This is a genomic window from Streptomyces sp. UNOC14_S4 (genome assembly GCF_020740835.1).
Lineage (GTDB): Bacteria > Actinomycetota > Actinomycetes > Streptomycetales > Streptomycetaceae > Streptomyces.
The window spans coordinates 1-20,762 of the sequence record NZ_JAINFC010000041.1; the positions used below are offsets into that span (position 1 = coordinate 1).

Below are 20,762 nucleotides of genomic sequence, written 5' to 3' on the forward strand. Positions count from 1 at the left end.
CCGTTACCCCACCCGTCAGACCGTCAGGCGCCGTAGAGCGCTTCCACTTCCCGCGCGTACGCCGCCTCCACCGCCCGCCGCCGGAGCTTGAGCGACGGGGTCAGCAGGCCCTGCTCCTCCGTGAACTGCGCGGCCAGTATCCGGAACGTACGGATCGACTCGGCCTGCGAGACCTGGGTGTTGGCCGCCACGACCGCCCGCCGGATCTCGGCCTCCAGCTCGGGGTCGTGCACGAGCGTGCCCGGCTGCCGCGCGGGCCTGCCGCGCAGGGCCATCCAGTGGGCCACCGCCTCCGGGTCCAGGGTGATGAGCGCGGCCACGTACGGACGGTCGTTGCCGACGACGACGCAGTGCGCGACCAGCGGATGAGCCCGGACGCGCTCCTCCAGCGGCAGCGGGGACACGCTCTTGCCGCCGGACGTCACCAGGATCTCCTTCTTGCGCCCGGTGAGGGTGAGATAGCCGTCGTCGTCCAGGCTGCCCAGGTCGCCGGTGGCGAACCAGCCGCCGCGCAGCGCCGCGTCCGTCTCCCGGGACTCGCCGAGGTATCCGGTGAAGACCTGGCCGCCGCGCAGCCACACCTCCCCGTCGTCGGCGATGCGCACGGCCGTGCCCGGCACGGGCCGTCCCACGGTGCCGAAACGGATGCGCTCGGGCGGGTTGCCGGTGGCCGCGCCGGTGGTCTCCGTCAGCCCGTAGCCCTCCAGGACGGTCAAGCCCGCGCCCGCGAAGAACAGCCCGAGCCGCCGGTCCATCGCCGAGCCGCCCGACATCGCGTACCGCATCCGGCCGCCGAGCGCCTCCCGCAGCCGGGCGTAGACGAGCCGGTCGAAGACCTGGTGCCGGACGCGCAGCGCGGCGCCCGGCCCCGGACCGGTGCCGAAGGCCCGCCGCTCCAGCGCCTCCCCGTAGCGCACCGCGACCTCGACGGCCGCCTCGAACGCGCCGCTCCTGCCCTCGGCCTCCGCCGCGCGGCGGGCGGACGTGAAGATCTTCTCGAAGACGTAGGGCACGGCGGAGACGAACGTCGGCCGGAACGCCCGCAGCGCGGGCAGCAGCGCGGCGGCGCCCAGCTCCGGCTGGTGCCCCAGCTTGACCCGGCCCCGTACGGCCGCGACCTGCACCATCCGGCCGAAGACATGGGCGAGCGGGAGGAAGAGCAGGGTGGCCGCGGCCTCGCCGGGCCGGGAGCGGAAGACACCCGCGTACCGCTGGACGACGTTGTCGGCCTCCGTCATGAAATTGGCGTGCGTGAGCACACAGCCCTTGGGGCGGCCGGTGGTGCCGGAGGTGTAGACGACGGTCGCCGGGGTCATGGCCGTCAGCGCCATCCGGTGCCGGTGCACCACGGAGTCCGCGATCCGTTCCCCGGCGGCGGTGAGCGCCTCGACCGCGCCCGCGTCCAGCTGCCACAGCCGGGTCAGCCGCGGCAGTCCGTCGACGACGGAGCCGACGGTCATCGCATGATCCTCGTGCTCGACGACGCAGGCGGTGACGCCCGCGTCGTGCAGGATCCAGCGGACCTGCTCGGGCGAGGCCGTGGGGTACAGCGGCACGGGCTGGGCGCCGATCGTCCACAGGGCGAAGTCGAGGAGCGTCCACTCGTAGCGCGTACGCGACATGACGGCGACCCGGTCGCCGAACCGGACGCCCTCCGCGAGCAGCCCCTTCGCCAGCGCCACCACCTCGTCCCGGAAGGCCGCGGCGGTCACGTCCCGCCACTGCCCGTCCGGCCCCTGGCGGCCGAACGCGACCCGGTCGGGGTCGGCGTCCGCATGGTCGAAGACGACGTCCGCCAGCCCTCCGACGGGTGGCGCCGTCACCAGCGGTGGGACGGTGAACTCGCGCAACTGGCCAGCTCCTGCTTGCTCCTTGTGGCGCTCCGCACAGCGCGGTGTGACCGTACCCGGTCATCGGGCCCCGCGAACCCCTTCCGTCCCGCTTTATGTGTGCCCACCACGGAATCCCCTCAGGGCCCGGCCACTTCATCCGCATCCCTTGACAAAGTTAACACCTATAACTTTACCCTTGAGGGGAAGTTAACGGCGTTAGCGAGCAACGCCTCTCGGAGGGGAACCCATGACGTACGGCATCGTCCTGACCTACACCGTCACGCCGCGCTGGCTGGCGCTGTCGCGCGAGCGGCGCAACGCGATGCGCGCGCGGCACCTGGAGCCGGTCTTCGCCGCCTACGCGGACCGGGTGAAGGCCCGGTTCTTCGACGCGGAGGCCTTCAACGGCCGGATCTCCGACTTCGCCGTCCTGGAGACCGAGGACCTGGGCGCGTACTACTTCCTCGTCGAGGCCCTGCGCGACACCCCGGTCATCGCCGAGGGGTATCTGACCTTCGACGACGTCTTCCTGGGCGTCGAGGACGGCTTCCAGGCGTACGAGCAGGCCCTGGCGGCGGCGCCGTGACGTCAGGGCCGCGCGGGTGAGTCGCCGTCACGGCCGCGGCCGGGGCCGTGCAGGCGGTCGCCCGAGGCCAGGATCGCCTCGGCGAGTGCCTCCGCGGGGCCGTGCGGGGCGGCCCCGTGCATCAGCACCACGTCGACGCCGCCCAGCTCCGGCAGGCCGGCGCGGGCCGGCACGCGCGCCAGGCCCGGCGGGATCATGCCGCCCGTGTGGGCCATGACACCCAGCCCGGCGCGGGCCGCCGCGACCAGGCCGCTGAGGCTGCCGCTGGTACAGGTCACCCGCCAGGGGCGGCCGTGCCGTTCCAGCACCTCCAGGGCGCGGGCGCGGGTCACCGCGGGCGGCGGGAAGACGACCAGCGGAACAGGCCGGTCCGGCTCCAGGCGCAGCCGCTCGCTGCCGATCCACACCAGCCGGTCCCGCCAGACGAGCCGCCCGCGCGGCTCGTACGCCTCGTCCGGGTTCCGCTTGACCAGGACCAGGTCGAAGCGCCCGGACGCGAGCTGCTGGTGCAGGGTGTCCGAGAGGTCGACGGTCAGTTCCAGGTCCACGGCCGGGTGCTCGCGCCGGAAGCCCTCCAGGATCTCCGGCAGCCGGGTCAGGACGAAGTCCTCCGAGGCCCCGAAGCGCAGGCGGCCGCGCAGCCGGGTGCCCGTGAACCAGCTCGCGGCCCGCTCGTTCGCGTCCAGGATCGTCCGGGCGAAGCCGAGCATCGCCGCGCCGTCCTCCGTCAGCTCCACCCCGTGCGTGTCGCGGGCGAACAGCTGCCGCCCGGCCGCCGCCTCCAGCCTGCGCACCTGCTGGCTGACCGTCGACTGCCGCAGACCCAGCCGGTGGGCGGCCTGCGTGAAGCTCAGCGTCTGCGCGACGGCCAGGAAGGTCCGCAGCTGCACGGGATCGAACACATGGCCAAGGCTATCGCTGATCGTGATAACAGTCAGAGTGGTGAGCGGGGTTCCCGATAGCAGGGCGTGACGGCAGGGTGGGAGCATGCGACGCCCCGCCTTCCTCTCCCGTCTCCCGATCGACCCCTATATAGCCGCACTGCTCGGCACGGTCGGCCTCGCCGCCCTGCTGCCCGCGCGCGGAGCGGCCGCGCCGGTCGCGGACGGCGCCGCCACGGGCGCGGTCACCCTGCTGTTCTTCCTCTACGGAGCGCGGCTCTCCACCCGCGAGGCGCTCGACGGCCTGCGTCACTGGCGGCTGCACCTGACGGTGCTCGGCTGCACGTTCCTGCTCTCCCCACTGTTCGGGCTGGCGGCGCGCGGGCTCGTGCCGTACGTCCTGACCCCGCGGCTCTACGACGGACTGCTGTTCCTGTGTCTGGTGCCGTCGACGATCCAGTCGTCGATCGCCTTCACCTCCATCGCGCGCGGCAACGTGGCGGCGGCGGTCTGCGCGGGCTCCTTCTCCAGCATCGTGGGCATCGTCCTCACCCCGCTCCTCGCCGCCCTGCTGCTGGGCGGCAGCGGGGGCGGCTTCTCCGGGCACTCCCTCGCCGGCATCGTCACCCAGCTCCTGCTCCCCTTCGTCGCGGGCCAGGTGCTGCGCAGGTGGGTGAGCGGCTTCCTCACGCGCCACAGGAAGGTGCTGGGCTACGTGGACCGGGGGTCGATCCTCCTCGTCGTGTACGCGGCGTTCAGCGAGGGCGTGATCCAGGGCATCTGGCACCAGGTGACACCGGTGCGGCTGCTGGCGCTCGTCGGGGTCGAGGCGGTGCTGCTGGCCGCGATGCTCGCCCTCACCACGTACGGCTCGCGCCGCCTCGGCTTCGACCGCGGGGACCGTATCGCCATCGTCTTCTGCGGCTCGAAGAAGAGCCTGGCCGGCGGCCTGCCGATGGCGGGCGTCCTGTTCGGTGCCCAGGCGAGCCTCGCGGTGCTGCCGCTGATGCTGTTCCACCAGATGCAGCTGATGGTGTGCGCGGTGCTGGCGAAGCGGTACGCGCGCGACGCGACCGCCGTGACCCGGGAGCCGCTCCCCGGCATCCCGGCCCCGGCCCGTGGGCGCCGCACCGAGCCGATGTTCCCCGACGGCCCGGCTCCGGACCCGGCGGGCTCGCACCACGAGCGCCGGATCCGTTCGTTCCAGCCGCGCCGCAGCCGGGTCACCACCGGCCAGGGCGAGGCACTGCGCCGCCTGTGGCCCCAGTGGGGCCTGGACATCGACGGCCTGAGCCGCCTCGACCTGGGCGAGCTCTTCGGCGATCCGGAGCTGCCGGTCGTGCTGGAGATCGGCTTCGGCATGGGCGAGGCCACGGCGCAGATGGCCGCCGCGGACCCGGGCACCGGCATCCTCGCCTGCGACGTGCACACCCCGGGCCAGGGCAATCTGCTCGGTCTCGCCGAGCGGAACGGCCTGAACAACGTCCGGGTCGCCAACGGCGACGCGATCATCCTGCTCCGGGAGATGCTGGAGCCCGACTCCCTCGCGGGTCTGCGCGTGTTCTTCCCGGACCCGTGGCCCAAGAAGCGCCACCACAAGCGCCGGCTGATTCAGCCGGAGTTCCTGGCCCTGGCGGCGACGCGGCTCGCGCCCGGCGCGCTGCTGCACTGCGCGACGGACTGGGAGCCGTACGCGGAGCAGATGCTGGAGGTGCTCTCGGCGGCCCCGGACTTCGAGAACACCCAGCCCGACGGCGGCTACGCCCCGCGCCCGGAGTTCCGCCCGCTGACGCGCTTCGAGGGCCAGGGCCTGGACAAGGGGCACGTGGTGCACGACCTGATGTTCACGCGCCGCACGGCATAGACCGACGGGCGGCGCGGAGCAGGGCAGGGCGTGGTGGGGTGGCCAGGTGACGCGTTTCATGGCAGGCGCACGACAGCCGTGGGCTGAACCGTGGGTTACCGGCACCCACCCTTAGTTAGGGTCGACGAGTGAATGAGTCCCCGTCCCACCCACAGCCGTCCGCCGGGCCCGCGCCCGCCGCCGGACAGCAGCCGAGCTTCACCGCGATGCCCGCGCCGGAAGGCTGGCGTTACAAACCCCGCCATGCCCTGTGGGACAACAAGGCGGTGCGCGCGGGCGCGCTGATCCTGCTGCTCGCGCTGAGCGGCGTGATCATCCTCGCGCTGGTGCGCGAGCAGACCGGCACCGAGGGTTTCCTGGTGGGGCTGGGGCTGGCGGTGCTGCCGGTGCCGCTGCTCGTGGCGGCGTTCCGCTGGATGGACCGGGTCGAGCCGAAACCGTGGCGGAACCTGGTCTTCGCCTTCGCCTGGGGCGCGTGCGCGGCGACGCTGGTGGCCATCATGGCCAACGGCTACGCCACGAAGTGGCTGCTCAACACGGTGAACGTCGCCCAGCGGCCGGACGCGAGCGCCTGGGGCGCGACCTTCGTGGCACCGGTGGTGGAGGAGAGCGCGAAGGCGGCGGCGGTGCTGCTGCTCTTCCTCTACCGGCGCCGTGACTTCAACGGGATCGTGGACGGCGTGGTGATCGCCGGGATCACGGCGACGGGTTTCGCCTTCACCGAGAACATCCTCTACCTGGGCAACGCCTTCGCCTCCGACCAGAGCTTCGGCTATTCGGGGCTGCACTCGACGACCGCGGCGACGTTCTTCATCCGCGTACTGATGTCGCCGTTCGCGCACCCGCTGTTCACGTCGATGACGGGGCTGGGCTTCGGCATCGCGGCGACACTGGCCCCGCACCGCCGCGTGGCACGCGCCCTGGTCCCGGTCGCCGCGCTGCTGACCGCGATGGTCCTCCACGGCGTCTGGAACGGCTCGGCGAGCCTGTCGGCGCTGGGCTTCCTGGCGGTCTACGCGCTCTTCATGGTCCCGGTCTTCGGGGTGCTGACGTGGCTGACGATCTGGTCCCGCCAGAACGAGCTCCGGACCATCCGCACCCACCTGCCGGCCTACCAGGCAGCGGGCTGGCTCACCCCGCCCGAGCCACTGGCCCTCTCCTCCCTGCGCGCCCGCGGCATAGCCCGCGACCTGGCCCGCCGCACCGGAGGCCCGACGGCGGCGCGCGCGGTCGCGGAGTACATCTCCTTCGCCACGTCCCTGGCCTTCCTCCGCCAACGCGCCCACAACGGCACGGCGGGCCCCGACTTCACGGCGCGGGAACAGGAACTCCTCCACCACCTGTGGCAACGCCGCCAGGTGGCCCAACCGGCCCTGGCCCAGGCGTCGGCGGTTGTGCCGGTGGCGTTCCGGCCGGTGGCACCGACCCAGGGCTGGGGTCCGCCGCCCCCGCCGTCTTTCGGGCAGCAGGGGTGGCCGGGGCAGGCGGGCTGAGGAAGCTGAGCCTCAGGCGCCGATGGCCTCAAGACCGTCGAAGCCAGCCGCGCCATTCGGACCGGCCTCGGCGGACCGGGGAGTAGGGAGCAACCGCATCTTCCCCAAGTCTCCACCGAAGTCGTTCCGGTCAATGCCCTGGAGCACTGCTGCTATGGCCCGGCCCACAGCCTCCGCGACCGGCGGCGGGAAGGCATTGCCGACCTGACGGTAGCGGGCGGTCTTACGTCCCGAGAACTTCCAGTGCCGCGGAAACCCCTGAATGATCGCCGCTTGCTCCACGGTGAGCATCGGACCGTTCGGGCGGAACAGGTCCCGGTCCGGGTCACAGTTCTCCGGGTCATTGGCGAGGCCCATTCCGTCGACGCCCAGGGCGGCCCATGCCTTCTTGGCCCGGCTGGGCCCGAGGTCCGCGCCACCATGTTTCTTGGAACCACCAACGAGGGTGGGGGCTTCCTTCTTCTCTCCGGACGCCTTTTCCAACCACCTGTCGAAGACGGCCTGCCCCTTGGCTCCGTGCGGCGCACACCGCTCCTGCATGGTCTCCTCGAGGGCATCCGCGACGGTGACGAGCCCGTGACCACCGACGGGCCACTCGAAGGTGGCATCCCGCAAGTACTCCTTGCGGATCATGACGAGGATGGTCCGGGGACGCAGCTGAGGAACCCCATGGGAACGCGCCTCAACCAGCTCCCACCCACAGAACGCATAACCGTGGCCCTCGAGCTCAGCCACGATCTCTTCCCGGTAGGGAGCGAACTTCGTGTCGCGGATACCCGCGACGTTCTCGATCATCACAGCTTTAGGTCGCAGCTGCTCCACCAGCTCCAGCATCCGCGGGAAGAGGTCACGCTCGTCCTCCGCACCGAGCTGCTTGCCCGCGACAGAGAAAGGCGGACACGGCACACCTCCGGCCAGGAGATCCAGGTCACCCGGCTTGAGCCCGAACTTGGCGAGTTGCTCATGCTGGAAGAGGTCGACGTCGTTGACGTCCGCTTCGATCACCTCGCACCCGGCCCAGTCGGGGTGAGACAACACATTGGCCCGCAGGGTCTCGCACGCGTACTTGTCGATCTCCAGAAGAGCGAGGTGCCGGAACCCGGCGTTATGCAGGCCGAGCGCCTGACCACCGGCTCCGGCACAGATCTCGATCGAGGTCAGCGGCTTGCCGCTGGAGCTCATCAGCCCTCCCGGGTTCGACATAAACAGATGTTCCAGTCTCGCATCGGGGTATGACAGAAGCGGCGCTACTCACGTGCTCCAGATCGATTCCGACCCACCGGTCCTGGGAACGCGGCACAATGAACACGTGCCTGCGACGCCTTCCTCACCCGGCGTTTCCTCCCGCATGAGCCGCCAGGCCCGACGGGACACCAGCCCCGAGATGGCGGTGCGCCGGTTGCTGTACAGATCGGGGCACCGCTATCGCCTGCAGCGTCCTGTCCCCGGCATGCCGCGCCGGACCATCGACATCACGTTCCCCGGCCCCCGCATCGCCGTCTTCCTCGACGGCTGCTTCTGGCACGGCTGCCCGGAGCACGCCACCAGCCCCAAGGCCAACGCCGACTGGTGGCGACAGAAGCTCGATCGCAACGTCTCCCGTGACCGGGAGACCACGGAGCATCTGATCAACGCAGGGTGGACCGTGCTGCGCTTCTGGGAGCACGAGGACCCGTCCGCCGTGGCCGCCGACATCGCCGCAGCCGTCACAGTGGCACGTTCCGCTCGCCGTCGACCTTCACCCATGTCCGCTCCGGAGCGAACCTGATCGCACAAATTCGACCTCAGCGTCGATTCTGTGCACTACGGTCATTATTGATCGTGCAAGTCTCGTGACAGCGAGTGAATCGCGCCAGCGACCTGGACAACAAGGCTGAACATGACCGACTGGAAGTTCGATGTCCCCATCACCGGGAGCAAGCACCTACCGCCCGACCCCCGTTATGTGGAGGCGTTGAGCAGCCAGGGCTACGGATTCGAGGTGGCCGTGGCCGACCTCGTCGACAACTCCATCGACGCGGGCGCGAAAGACGTCGTCATCCACTTCCTCCGGGACGGCGACAGGCTGGTCTCCCTCCTGGTGGTCGACGACGGCCACGGGATGGACGAAGAAGCGCTCGATGTCGCGATGACCGTCGGCGGTCGCCGGGACTACGCGGCAGATGCGCTCGGGATGTTCGGGACGGGGCTGAAGTCCGCGTCCCTCTCACACGCCGACGCCGTCACCGTCATCAGCACCACCAAACGAACGCGAACAGTGGGTCGGCGCTGGTTGATGAAGCACGCTCGATCAGGCTTTCATTGCGACATCGTCGATCCGAACTATGCACAGAGTCTGATAGACCGCTACGACAACAACCGACCGATCCAGTGGCAGGGCACCGCCGTCCGGTGGGACGGCGTCAAGGACTTTCCCAAGCACGGTGGCAGCGGTCAGACGGACCGCTACCTTCAACGGACGATCAACAAGCTGGGCCTCCATCTCGGCCTCTATCTGCACCGATTCCTGGCACGCGACGACTTCAACATCACGATCGCTGTCGAGGACGTCCGTACGCGCACGGTCTACTTGGATTTCGGCGTCCAGCCGCTCGACCCGTTCGGCTACCCGGTAACCGGGAGCCCGGACTATCCGCGTCGTTTCATCACGACCATGCCAGGGCTCGCTCCGGAGCTCGCACTTCATGCCCACATATGGCCGCCCAGGTCCAATCTCGACGAGTACCGGGCCGTGGGCACCGTGCTCGATCGCCAAGGGTTCTACTTCTATCGCAACGACCGCCTGGTGCAGGCCGGCGGCTGGAACAACCTCCGGCAGCCCGAACAGCATCTCTCATTGGCCCGAGTGGCCATGGATCTGCCGCCGACACAGAACGATGTCTTCCGACTCACCGTGAAAAAAGCGGGCGTCGAGACATCCCCGGAGTTCATCACCGCGCTGGAGAAGGCCACCGATTCGGCAGGGCGCTTGTTCACCGAGTTCTTGGCGGACGCGGATTCCGCCTACCGGGAAGCACGTAAGCGGTCCGGCACCGTGCGCAAGCCCGTGATCGGGCCCGGGCGTGGCATAGCACCTGAGGTGAGGTCCACTATCGAGGAGGAGCTCCCGCTTGTTCCCCACGAGGTTCCGATCTCAATCGTATGGCGGAAGCTGGACAACGACCTCTTCTTCGAACTCGACCGCGAGGACCATGTCGTTGTCCTCAACCAGCACTACCGACGCGCCATTCTGGGGGGACGGGACGGCAGCTTCAACGACGCCCCTGTGATCAAGTCCCTTATGTACCTGCTGCTGCACTCCGTCTTCGAGAAGGAGTACAGCGGCTCCAGGGAAAAGGACAACCTTCAGCTCTGGCAGTCGATCCTCGTGTCCGCTGCCCGGAGCGAGCTCGACCGAGTGGCCGATCAATGACAGCTGACAGCAGGGCGACCTGGTCCGAGATCGAGGAGTACCTGGCCTCGGGCCGAGGTGCGTCCTTCCCGCTGGCCGCCCCCGGATCACCCCGCGTGGACTATGTCGTGTCCGACGACCGCGACATCGCCCTCCACCTCCAGTTGGGGCCGAGACAACGGCTCCCCAGTTCTCCACACCCACTCATACATGTGGAGGAGATCGCCTACCGGGGCCTTCGCATGGCCAGGCTGCGAACGACCCAGAGAGAGCTGTTCCGCGACTTCCACGATCTACTGTGCGCCGTCGCCGATCGTGTCACCGTCGAGGGCCGGACACCCGAGCAGGCTTTCGGCGAAACCGTCCGCGCCTGGCGGGCCCTGCTCGAACGTCCTCGGGAACTCAGCACGGAGAAGCGGATCGGTCTGCTGGGCGAACTTGCCGTACTGGGCAGCCTGGCCAAGGTGCATGGTTGGGGCAAAGCGATCGAGGCGTGGAAAGGGCCGATCGGCGAGGAGCACGACTTCAGCACGGACGGTTACGACGTGGAGGTGAAGACGACGTCATCCGAGGCACGACAACACGTCATACGCGGATTCAGCCAGCTCACCCCGACCTCCGACCGTCCCCTGTGGTTCGTATCCATACAGGTAACCCGAGGCGGCGCTGACGGAAAGACACTCGCCGAGTGTGTCCGATCGGTACGGAACACGGTCGAGGACGAAGCGCCCGCTGTCGCGGACCACCTGGAAGCACTGCTGAGCCGGCTCGCCCTCCCGCGCGGCCAGGACAACGAACGTTGGCAGATGCGCAGTGCTCCGCTCGTCCTGACGACCGACGACAGGTTCCCTTCCTTGGACCGTTCGGTTCTGGGAGGCCTCCCCCGCGAGGTCGCGGATCGGATCAAGGACATCGACTATCGGATCGACCTCACAGGTCTGCCACCCGCACCCGGCGCACCAGCAGCACTACGCGAGCGGTTCGGACTCGTGTAGTCCGTCCAGCGACCGATTTCCCTCGTCCCGCAGCAACGTCCAGGAAAGAGCAGATGCCGCCCACCGACGACAACAACGCCCAGGCATTTCTGGAACTGCACCGGAGCGCCCTGGCTGCTATGCGCGCAGGCCGCCCCATACCGTTGGCCTCAAGTATCACCTTCTATGCCGCGGCGCAGGGTCTCGCCCTGGACACCTCCGAAGCCGCCTTCCGGCACGCGATCATCAGCGATGGCGAGGAAGCCGGAGCCCTGCTGCGGTTGTGGCGCAAACACCTGACCGACTGGGACTACGCCGCGGACGCTGCCACGGACACCTGGTGTGAGGGCGCAGAAGCCCGCACCGACGAACGTCGTACGAGGGTCTTCGATCTCCTCGGTCTGGAGTCCACGACCCGCAAGCTGCTCGAGGACAAGATCCCGGTCAACAAGCACGCGGGGCCCGTCGTCATCAGTCAGGAATACGTCCCATGGCGCGGGATCGGAGCGCCTCGGGGCGTCGACTGGTACTGGCCCGCGTACGAGCGTTATCTGCGCGACACCAAGGGCTGGTCGGACGGGACAGTGGCGGATCTGGGCGAGGCGGCCGAGCGCGTCGTGGAACGGTTGGCCGATCCGACCTCAGCCGAGGCGTACCAGTCGAAGGGGTTGGTCGTCGGGTACGTCCAGTCGGGTAAGACCGCCAATTTCACAGGTGTCATCGCCAAGGCCATCGACGCCGGATATCGGCTGGTCATCGTGCTCGGTGGAACCCTGAACCTCCTGCGAGGCCAGACCCAGCGTCGGCTCGACATGGAACTCGTCGGCCGGGAGAACATCCTGCGCGGTACCGCCGAGGCCGAGTCCGACTACGCCGCCGACCTCGACTGGTTGCGCGGCCGCTTCGTCTCGCACTCCGGGTTGCCCTCCGAGCGGGGCGGATTCGACATCGAGCGCCTGACCACCCGGGAGAACGACTACAAGTCCCTCGCCCAGGGAATCCGCGCCCTCCAGATCGAGAAACGGGAGAAATCGCTTCCCCTCCACGACCCGCGCAATCTGGACCACGCCGCGGTCCGGCTGATGGTGGTCAAGAAGAACAAGACAGTGCTGACCAAGCTCGTCAAGGATCTCAAGAAGATCAGCGGGCTGCTCGGGGAGATCCCCACGTTGATCATCGACGATGAGTCCGATGAGGCGTCGGTCAACACGATCAACTCCCGTCGTCACGGAAGTGCTGAACGCACCGCCATCAACAAGAAACTGTCGGAGCTGCTGAGCCTGCTTCCTCGCGCCCAGTACGTTGGCTATACCGCGACACCGTTCGCCAATGTGTTCATCGACCCCAGTGATTCGGAGGACATTTTCCCCAAGGATTTCCTCATCTCCTTGGCCCGTCCACAGGGCTACATGGGCGTCCAGGACTTCCACGACCTCGACCCACGGATTCCGATCGACGAGCGCACCGTCGCCGACTCGAACGAGTTGGCGTACATCCGTTCCATCGATGCCACCGAGGAGGAGAACGACGACCTGTCGCTCCGGCGGGCCATGGACATGTTCGTCCTCACCGCGGCGGTCAAGATCTTCCGCGAGACCGAGGACCCTCATGTCCCACCGGGAAAGTATCGGCACCACACCATGCTGGTGCACGAGTCCCGTCTGACCGCTGACCATCGCGAGCTCAAGGGCCGCATACTCAGGTTGTGGGACGACTCGGGATACACGAGCTCGACAGGGCACGAGCGACTGCGTGAGCTTTTCGAGTCCGATCTGCTCCCGGTGTCTCTCGCACGTGCGAACGGCTACGCCGTCCCGGAAACGTTCGAGAAGCTTGCTCCCTACGTGGGGGCCGCGACAGCCCGCATCGGTGGTGATCTCAACCCTGTCATCGTCGTCAACGGCGACAAGGACATCGAGAGCGGCGAGGCCGATTTCGAGAGCCGGTCCATCTGGAAGATTTTGTTGGGCGGGCAGAAGCTGTCCCGTGGCTTCACCGTCGAGGGCCTGACCGTCTCGTACTACCGCCGTCGCGCGGGAAACGCGTCGACCATGATGCAGATGGGCCGCTGGTTCGGATTCCGCGAGGGCTATCGCGACCTGGTCCGTCTCTGGATCGGCCGCAACGAGACGGCCGGTAGCAAGGAACTCGATCTCTACGAGGGATTCGAGGCCATCTGCCAGGACGAGGAATCCTTCCGGGCCCAGCTCGCCCAGTACTCGGTCCTGGTCGACGGCCACCCTCAAGTCACCCCGGCCCAGGTCCCGCCTCTGGTCTCCCAGCGCCTTCCTTGGCTGAAGCCGACAAGTCCGAACAAGATGTACAACGCCCGCCTGGTGGAGCTGCGATCGCCAGGCGACTGGCAGGAACCTACGGCCTACCCGACCCAGCCGGCAGCGCTTGCACACAACACCGATCTATGGACACCCGTTCTGGAGAACTCGAGCGGACCGACGGTCTTCTCCCATCGTGACCAAGCAAGCGGTCGGGTCCACAGGTTCAGCGCTCTGACCTCCCTCCTGCAGGCACACGACCTCCTGGCGATACTTTCGTCCTTGAAGTGGAGCCATGACCACCAGTTCGCTCCGCATCTGACGTACCTCGAAGCGATCACCAAGGCCGGGCAGGTCGAAGACTGGCTCGTCCTCGCGCCTCAGCATGCTTCCGAGGGAAAACGCGCAGTTCTCGCCTCGGATCGTGTCTACTCCTGGTTCGGCCGCCACAGGCGACGCGGCCCACTCTTCGGCGCCATCAGCGAACCGAAGCACCGACCGGTGGCTCATCGCATCGCAGGGGTGTTCCCTTCCTGCGGGGACACCGTCACAGAGCGCTACGCCGCCGAACGTCGCGGTGTGGTCACCTTGTACCCGGTGGTGGAGCCTGGGCATCGCGACGCGGTCGTGGAGACCGGCCGCCTCGACCCTCGCAACCTGGTCACCGCCTTCTCGTTCATCACCCCTGCCTCAGCAGTGGGAACAGATGGCAAGGTGGTCCGGTTCACCACTATCGACTCCTCGGACGACCCGATCATCGAATTGCAGACACAGGCTTATTGAAGGCACCACCGATCCGCCTCGGAGCCGACCCACTGAGCAATGAAAGTGAGAACAGGAATGCCCTCCGGCCGCTTCACCTCCTTCGAGATCTGCGCAGGCGCAGGAGGCCAAGCCCTGGGGTTGGAGCGCGCAGGGTTCGACCCTGTCCTGCTCATCGACACCAATGATCACTGCTGCAGGACGCTCCGCTTGAATCGCCCTCGCTGGGACGTACTGCAAGCCGATGTGGTGGAATTCGATCCCGACGAGTATCAGCAGGTCTACGATGTGGACCTGCTCAGTGGTGGTCTTCCACGTGTGAAATCCGCCGCGACAATACAGAGGCCGGATTCCGATTTCGAGTGGAAGCTGTTGCAGGCCGGAGTGTGGATGGCACATTCTGTACAACCTCGCGCAGTGCTGCTGGAGAACGTTCCCGAACTGGCCGAATCTGCGAAGTATGCCGCAGAGCGCCAGTGGATCGAAGAATGCTTGGGCGAGCAGGGCTATCGCTGCTCGTGGCAGGTGCTCGACGCAGCTGACTTCGGGGTCCCGCAACATCGCAAGCAGGGGTTCCTCGTGGCGCTCCGTGAGCCCCATCACTCGGCCTTTCGCTGGCCCGAGCCGAGTGGCGTGGGCACTCCGACAGTGGGTGAAGCACTCGGCGCTTCCATGGCCTCCGACGGCTGGCCCGGAGCGCACGCCTGGGCCGCTGCCGCGGACAAACCCGCACCGATGCTGATCGGGGGCTCGGACAAGCGAGGTGGCGCGGACCTGGGTCCGACAGGACAAAAGAGGGCGTGGGCCCGGCTGGGAGTGAACGGCGCGAGCATCGGCGACGGCGTCCCCGGCCCCGACGCTCCGATCGATCTCGTGCCCAAGCTCAATGTCCGCCAGGTAGCCGTGCTCCAGGCGTTTCCCGACGAGTGGCTCTTCTACGGGCGCAAGACCTCGGTCTACCGTCAAATCGGTCACGCGTCCCCACCGCCGGTCGCCGAGGCAGTGGGCAGGCAGATCGCTCTGACCCTGGCGGGGTGACCACATGGTCAACACCGCTGGCCAGGCGGGTTCGTACACCTCTCGCCCCGCCGGCTACACTCGTCGCATGGCCGCCGACAGCTCCACCGATCCCATCAGCATTGTCGATCTCTTTGCTGGCTGCGGCGGATTCACTCAAGGATTTCATTCCTTTGCCACTTCGGGGTCCACACGATCGGCGTTCCGCTCCGTTGCCGCTGTCGAGCACGACATTGCGGCAGCATCGACGTATGCCCTGAATTTTTCTGAAGAAGTCGGCGGCACTGACCATATCTATGCCGGGGACATCGAGGACTGGCATCCTGAGGATCTCGGGATCGAGGCCGAAGTAATTCTGGGAGGCCCGCCATGCCAGGGATTCTCCGGCCTCGGCAAGGAAGATGCCGATGACCCGCGGAACAAGTTGTGGCGCGAATACCTGCGCGTCGTCAACACAATCAAACCGAAGATTTTCGTCATCGAGAATGTGGATCGATTCCTCAGGTCTCCTGAATTCGCCCTCCTGCACGCCGCGACAGAGAAACCCGATGGCGAACTCCGCGACTACCGTCTCGTAGAATTCTCGGTCCTTAATTCGGCGGACTACGGGGTGCCACAGGCCCGCCGACGAGCCATCGTCATCGCTGTCCGCCGCGACCTCAAGGAACTCGACGATCTACGCTACCCGCGGCGAACCCACGGCAAGGGCGCCAAAGCAGAGGACTCCCTGATCCCTGGTGCGGACCCTTTGCAGCCGTGGGTGGCTGTAGGCCCCGAAGTCTTTGCCAGGACTCCCTACTGGGCCCTGACCACGTCACTTCCGGCCCGGCAGTGCGCACCACTCGGGAAAACCCTGCCCGGGGTCTTCAAAACTACCGATCTTCACGTGGGGCGGCGCCCCGTCGAGCTGTCGGTCCGGCGATACATGTCCATTCCGGAGGGTGGGAACAGGCACGACATCCCGGACGAGCTCTCCACACCCAACTGGATCGCCCACAAGAGTGGTTCCCACGACGTCATGGGCCGCATGTACTGGGATCGGCCGTCCGTGACGATCCGCACGGAGTTCTACAAGCCGGAGAAGGGGCGCTATCTGCACCCTCGCGCCCACCGGCCGATCACGCACTACGAGGCCGCTCTCATCCAGGGGTTCCCTCCCGACTTCAAATGGTGCGGGAGCAAGGTGCAGATCGGCCGACAGATCGGCAATGCCGTACCTGTCGGCCTGTCGCGGGCAATCGCCGGCACCATCCACCGAGCGCTCCGAGGCTGACGGAGATTACTGGTCGCCATCCTTCATCCGTTTGCGATCACGGATCGGCGCTTCTGCCGCCAGTTCCTCGAAGTAACGCGTCAGCGTGTCCACAGCTGCCCGGGGGACGGCACCGTCGTTCGGGCCGTCCGGCAGCGACTCTTCGTCGACCGGCACTTCGTCCTCAGCAGCTTTGATCCACGCCATGAGATCCTCCACGTCCAGACGGCTGTCCGGTGCGATCACCTCGTACATCAACGTACTACCGGCTGCATTGACCGCCGACGAAACGGCGTTCATCCGGTCGCCGAGAACCGACGCATTTACCGCTGTCAGGTTCTCGAGCACGCGCACCAGAGCACGTGCTGTCGGTCGGTGGTCGATGACAGACAGCCGCAGAACACTGTTCACCATGTCCTGGGTGCCGCAGGCCACCACGACGGGACGATAATCCTCGCCGTCCCGGAACATCTCGGCAGCCCACCACAGTCTGGCGAAGGCCTGCTTGTAATGAGGCCCGAAGAAGCGATCCACCGTCGCAGCTGGGCTACTACCGTCCTTGCCGGCTGTGCCCTTGTGCCGCCACACCACGTAGTCCGGGGCGACGACCATCGCCAAGAAAGCCCAGAGTTCGGGTTCGGCAGCTTCGGCTCGCGTCATCCTGATCGTGGCGTGCAAACGCGGCGCCAACCATGCGTCGGCCTGCGTGGGTCGGCCGTCGAAACGCTCCATCGCCACGTCGAGAAGGCGCCGGACATGGGCGGTAGCCCACCGTGCACCGGTGTCGGACAGCGGTTTACTCGCCCGCTGCAGCGCCACTATCGGCGGTACCTCGCTTCCGCTGCGCACACCATCGGTGAGGTACCTGCTCACGACTTGTTGAGGAAGCAGAGCAAGCTGCTCCGGGCCTGCGGCGTCGTGCCGGTTCATCGACGGTTCCCTTCATCGGCACGGTGCAGAGCACGAACAGCATCCTTCAGGCCCTTGGGCACCTTGCTGTGCCGTGAGGCCGCGTACTGCACATTCGTCTGCAACTCGGCCCAGCCCTGGCCGTCACTGCGCCGCAGATGAACCTCGCGCAGGGCGTCCTCCAGGGGGGTGGAAGGCACGACGTCCGGAAGCATCGAAGCCAGCACTGTTCCTCGCCATCCCGAAGGAAGCCGCGGAGTCCTGTTGTCGTCGAAGTCGAGGTCCGTCACAGCCGAGTGGAACATCGCGGTCCATGCCTCTTCGGCGATCTGCGCAGCGACCACTTCTCTCATGGCCTTCTCGACCGGGTTACCCGATCCGTGCAGAAGCTCGACAAGTCCTTCGAATCCCGTGTTGAGCCACACCGTCGGCATGTCCCCAGTAGCGTCGACGAGCCAGGGCGCGTCCTTGAACGGTCTGAGCCATTCTTCCGGCCCTCCACGGAAATCGATCTCGACGATGTTCAACTCACGTTCTCGAATCGGCTCACGTGCCGTGAGATCGATGTACCACGGTTGCTCCGTGCTACCGATCACGCGTCCCTCGACACCGTCCACCGTGGCAACCACACTCGCTGTCAGCACGGCCCGACTACGGTACATACCCCGTGGTAGAAGGACACGGCCGGTCCATGTCGTCCCCGGACCACGAGTCAGCTCGGTCACCGAACGTGTATTGGTCGCCCCTTCCGAAAGTACGGCGACACACACCACCTTTTCCCAAGTACCGCTGTCGATCTCGCTTCCCGGCAGCGTGACCCGAACCTCGAATCGCGCCTCTTTCCAGTCAGCGCGTTCGACCTCGTTCAATGCGACCGTCTGCTGCTCCCTGGCGAACCTCGTGCGGTAGTCGAGAAGTTGACCGTCGATCCTGCCGCTGGTGACGTCGAGCTGCACGTCGCCCACCAGGGTCGGGTACGGGACCCACGACTTCATGCCGCACCACCTCGAGGCGTCTGGAGGTCGACGACGAGACGTGCCAGCGCGGCCTTGACAGGATGGCTGTTCACATCCGTAACTCCAGAGAAAAAGGCATCCCTCGCGCCTGGGTCGATCCTCAACACCCCGTCCTCGATGTGGCAGTTCTCCCCTGCGGAGAGCTCCGCCCATGCCAACACCGGTCTCCCGCCGGAACGCACGTCGAATTTCGCGACGGGGGCCACCAGCCAAGGGTCGTCGCGCTGCGGAACCCGTACTTCTGCCTCGATGTGCCATGCGCCGATCGCATCCACTCTGGCATTGAGCAGATGGAGAACGGGCGGGCTCTCGTTTCGCCGACGGACGTTCCGAACGCCCAACCGCAGCCGCTCCCTGAGGGCCGCCGGACCGGTATCGCCGCGGGACTCCTTCCGACCCACGACGCTTCTGACAGCGTCGTCCATCGCGGTACGGAACTCGTTGAGCCGGCTCAGGGCGCCGCGGGCATACACGGCCGCCAACTCATCGGTCCGGTCCCATTTGTCGTGTTCAGGAGGCTCGGAAGCCCGCAGGAACGCCTCGGCGAGCTCGACGTCCTCCCCCTCCCGTCCAGTGGCGTATCCGGCGAGGAGGACCGCTTGGAAGGGGTCGGTGCCGAGCGGGATCTCACGTGGGCGGCGCGTCTGCACTGTCATACGGCTCCCGCGCATGCACACGACCCTGTTGTATTCGCTGTCACCGCCATCGGCAGAGGTCACCAACAGGACGGCTTCATGCAGCGTGCCCTTCCCTGTCCTGACACCTCCGCTCCGCAGTGGGGGCACCATAAGAGGCACCTTGACGAGAGTCACGTCATCACTCGACTCCGACACACCCACGGTGTCACCGTCCAGGTACGCCTGGAGTGCCCGGCTCTCGGACGGGCGATGCTCTCGAGGGTCGACCCGCTCGTCCGGGATCACCACTTGATGGTTGCGCAACGCTGTCACCGAAGCGTGCAGCAGAGGCTGCGTGGATCGACCGGCTGTCATGGATGCCCAGAAATTGTTCGCCAGCGCGGCCACGAGCTTGGCATGCATGTCAGCCAAGCTGAGCGAGTCCTTCTCGGCGTCGTCCCCTGCATCATGAGCCCCGACGATCAGAAAGGAGGTCCCTGGCTCGGCGTTCTCGCGTTTCAGGTGCAGCCGCTCCGTCGTCTCCTGATCCGCCCACCACGATCGCGACACACCTCTGTACTCAGGCTCCGAGTCCGGCTCCCCGAACCAGGCCGGGCCTGCGTACGGAACACCGGAGACCTCACGCCAAGGCAGATCCAACCGTCCGACGACTCGTCGTTCGGTAAGCCCCTTGTAGGGCCTCGAGAGCGTGCTGTTCATCAGCACCAGACCCAGCCGACTCGTCGCCCACAGCGTCGCTTTACCCAGACCGTAGGAGCCGCCGGCGCGCCCACCGTTCTCCTTGTGGCTGTCGAGCTGCCGACGGACCACAGCGGCGTACCTGCCGTCCGCGTATTCGGAGCCGGTCAGCCCTGACGCGTTGTAGTCGTCGATGCGTAGCAGCAGCAGTCGATTCGTTTCACGAAGTTGGCGGAGCCCCTCGGCCAGGACTCGTCCGACCTTCTGCGATTGCTGTGCGGCCGCGTCATAGTGCGGTTCGAGCTCGCTCCATTGCAGGGCACCGAGGAAGTTGTTGAGCGTCTCCCCGCTGAGCTCGTGCAGAGTGAACTTCACCCGCACGGGACGGCTCTTGTCGTACCTCTCGTCCAGGCTGTTCTGAGTGGCTTCCCTCGCAAGGACGGCCAGGTCTGCGTCGAAGGCGAAGGCAGCCGCGTTGCCGTACTCACGACCTCCGTCGGCGTGGGCTTTGCGGTGATACCACTGGACCTCGACCTCGCCCCGTTCAGGTTCGTCGAGTGCGGTGCTGGCACCCGGCACGAGCTCCAAGTAGCGCTCGATGGCGCTGAGCTTGTCCGCGCGAGGCATGGCCCGGTTGTTCACCCAGGCCGAGACCGCAGCACGGCTCACATCGAGTGCGGCGGCGAGCTGACTCTGGCTGACCTCTCTCCGCGCGAGCTGTCGATCGAGCCAGGCTCCGAATGTATTGGCCTCACCCATGGCACCCCTCTGCCTCGCTCTGGGCCGGTCGGCACCAAAAGGCTAACTTTGACACTCGAGGAGCGTCAAAGTTGATTTGACACCCCTGAGCCGCCCACTGGGGGCAGGGGCCCAGCTCAGACCCATTTTACGCCGGCATATCGTCAATTTACAGTTGACCTTACGCCGGCGATCAAGGTAGCGTTTTCCTGACGCCGACTCACGTCACTCACTCCGACCCCACGGGGTTGCCGCCTGGAAGGGCTCCAGCACATGGCCGAGCAGAACCGCACGGAGTACACGTTCGAGGTCGACAGCGACGCCCAGGCGTCGGTGTCCATCCAGCACACGGAAGACAGCGCAGCCATCACCGTCGAGCACCCGACGGGGCCCGTCCACATCTCCATCCACCGCGTCCGTTGACCGACCCTGCAGTCGATCAACCGGCAACTGCACCA

At 67.0% G+C, this 20,762-nt stretch carries 16 protein-coding genes and 1 pseudogene; 11 read left to right on the forward strand and 6 right to left on the reverse strand.

Annotated features, from left to right (window positions below; genetic code table 11):
* Nucleotides 1-23: 23 nt before the first annotated feature.
* Nucleotides 24-1,850, reverse strand: a complete 1,827-nt coding sequence (locus K6I34_RS06150; protein WP_229323062.1) for a long-chain fatty acid--CoA ligase — start codon at nucleotides 1,848-1,850, stop codon at nucleotides 24-26.
* Nucleotides 1,851-2,079: 229 nt separating this feature from the next.
* Here K6I34_RS06150 and K6I34_RS06155 point away from each other — a divergent pair, with 229 nt between their 5' ends.
* On the forward strand, nucleotides 2,080-2,418 hold the full coding sequence (locus K6I34_RS06155; protein ID WP_229323063.1) for a darcynin family protein: 339 nt from the start codon (nucleotides 2,080-2,082) through the stop codon (nucleotides 2,416-2,418).
* 2 nt (nucleotides 2,419-2,420) lie between these two features.
* On the opposite strand, the gene K6I34_RS06160 is transcribed toward K6I34_RS06155, so the two are convergent.
* On the reverse strand, nucleotides 2,421-3,320 hold the full coding sequence (locus tag K6I34_RS06160; protein ID WP_229323064.1) for a LysR family transcriptional regulator: 900 nt from the start codon (nucleotides 3,318-3,320) through the stop codon (nucleotides 2,421-2,423).
* Between the two features lie 85 nt (nucleotides 3,321-3,405).
* On the opposite strand from K6I34_RS06160, the pseudogene K6I34_RS06165 reads away from it, so the two are divergent.
* The 3 genes and pseudogenes from K6I34_RS06165 to K6I34_RS06175 all read left to right on the forward strand — a co-directional run.
* Nucleotides 3,406-4,368: pseudogene (locus tag K6I34_RS06165) on the forward strand (bile acid:sodium symporter family protein); the annotation flags it as partial.
* A 312-nt stretch (nucleotides 4,369-4,680) separates the two neighbouring features.
* A complete protein-coding gene (gene trmB, locus K6I34_RS06170; RefSeq protein ID WP_229323082.1) occupies nucleotides 4,681-5,163 on the forward strand; it encodes a tRNA (guanosine(46)-N7)-methyltransferase TrmB in 483 nt (160 codons plus the stop codon).
* Nucleotides 5,164-5,291: 128 nt separating this feature from the next.
* Entirely contained in the window at nucleotides 5,292-6,656 is a 1,365-nt protein-coding gene (locus K6I34_RS06175; protein ID WP_374230824.1) for a PrsW family intramembrane metalloprotease, read from the forward strand.
* Between the two features lie 12 nt (nucleotides 6,657-6,668).
* Here K6I34_RS06175 and K6I34_RS06180 read toward each other — a convergent pair whose 3' ends face one another.
* The gene (locus tag K6I34_RS06180) at nucleotides 6,669-7,838 is read right to left on the reverse strand and encodes a DNA cytosine methyltransferase (protein WP_229323065.1); all 1,170 of its coding nucleotides are present in this window, start codon (nucleotides 7,836-7,838) and stop codon (nucleotides 6,669-6,671) included.
* 166 nt (nucleotides 7,839-8,004) lie between these two features.
* Between K6I34_RS06180 and K6I34_RS06185 the strand changes: the two genes are divergently transcribed.
* The 6 genes from K6I34_RS06185 (at nucleotide 8,005) to K6I34_RS06210 (ending at nucleotide 16,346) form a co-directional block, all read left to right on the forward strand.
* Nucleotides 8,005-8,424 carry a very short patch repair endonuclease gene (locus tag K6I34_RS06185; RefSeq protein ID WP_229323084.1) on the forward strand — a complete coding sequence of 140 codons (420 nt, stop codon included), beginning with the start codon at nucleotides 8,005-8,007 and terminating at the stop codon, nucleotides 8,422-8,424.
* 111 nt (nucleotides 8,425-8,535) lie between these two features.
* Nucleotides 8,536-10,068 (forward strand): ATP-binding protein, encoded by a 1,533-nt coding sequence (locus K6I34_RS06190; protein WP_229323066.1) that lies wholly within the window; start codon nucleotides 8,536-8,538, stop codon nucleotides 10,066-10,068.
* A gap of 191 nt (nucleotides 10,069-10,259) precedes the next feature.
* Nucleotides 10,260-11,042, forward strand: a complete 783-nt coding sequence (locus tag K6I34_RS06195; protein ID WP_229323067.1) for a PD-(D/E)XK motif protein — start codon at nucleotides 10,260-10,262, stop codon at nucleotides 11,040-11,042.
* Nucleotides 11,043-11,095: 53 nt separating this feature from the next.
* Complete coding sequence (locus K6I34_RS06200; protein WP_229323068.1) at nucleotides 11,096-14,077, forward strand: Z1 domain-containing protein; 2,982 nt, start codon at nucleotides 11,096-11,098, stop codon at nucleotides 14,075-14,077.
* A gap of 57 nt (nucleotides 14,078-14,134) precedes the next feature.
* A complete protein-coding gene (locus tag K6I34_RS06205; RefSeq protein WP_229323069.1) occupies nucleotides 14,135-15,094 on the forward strand; it encodes a DNA cytosine methyltransferase in 960 nt (319 codons plus the stop codon).
* 67 nt (nucleotides 15,095-15,161) lie between these two features.
* On the forward strand, nucleotides 15,162-16,346 hold the full coding sequence (locus K6I34_RS06210) for a DNA cytosine methyltransferase (RefSeq protein WP_229323070.1): 1,185 nt from the start codon (nucleotides 15,162-15,164) through the stop codon (nucleotides 16,344-16,346).
* A 6-nt stretch (nucleotides 16,347-16,352) separates the two neighbouring features.
* Here K6I34_RS06210 and K6I34_RS06215 read toward each other — a convergent pair whose 3' ends face one another.
* Genes K6I34_RS06215 through K6I34_RS06225 form a run of 3 tightly spaced genes read right to left on the reverse strand, consistent with a single transcriptional unit; the run spans nucleotide 16,353 to nucleotide 20,325 of the window.
* Nucleotides 16,353-17,255 carry a DUF6339 family protein gene (locus K6I34_RS06215; protein ID WP_229323071.1) on the reverse strand — a complete coding sequence of 301 codons (903 nt, stop codon included), beginning with the start codon at nucleotides 17,253-17,255 and terminating at the stop codon, nucleotides 16,353-16,355.
* Complete coding sequence (locus tag K6I34_RS06220) at nucleotides 17,252-18,229, reverse strand: hypothetical protein (protein WP_229323072.1); 978 nt, start codon at nucleotides 18,227-18,229, stop codon at nucleotides 17,252-17,254. The genes K6I34_RS06215 and K6I34_RS06220 overlap by 4 nt, the downstream gene beginning before the upstream one ends.
* The gene (locus K6I34_RS06225; RefSeq protein WP_229323073.1) at nucleotides 18,226-20,325 is read right to left on the reverse strand and encodes a helix-turn-helix transcriptional regulator; all 2,100 of its coding nucleotides are present in this window, start codon (nucleotides 20,323-20,325) and stop codon (nucleotides 18,226-18,228) included. The genes K6I34_RS06220 and K6I34_RS06225 overlap by 4 nt, the downstream gene beginning before the upstream one ends.
* Nucleotides 20,326-20,577: 252 nt before the next feature.
* On the opposite strand from K6I34_RS06225, the gene K6I34_RS06230 reads away from it, so the two are divergent.
* Nucleotides 20,578-20,727: a hypothetical protein gene (locus K6I34_RS06230; protein WP_229323074.1), complete on the forward strand. Its 150-nt coding sequence runs from the start codon at nucleotides 20,578-20,580 to the stop codon at nucleotides 20,725-20,727.
* Nucleotides 20,728-20,762: the final 35 nt, after the last annotated feature.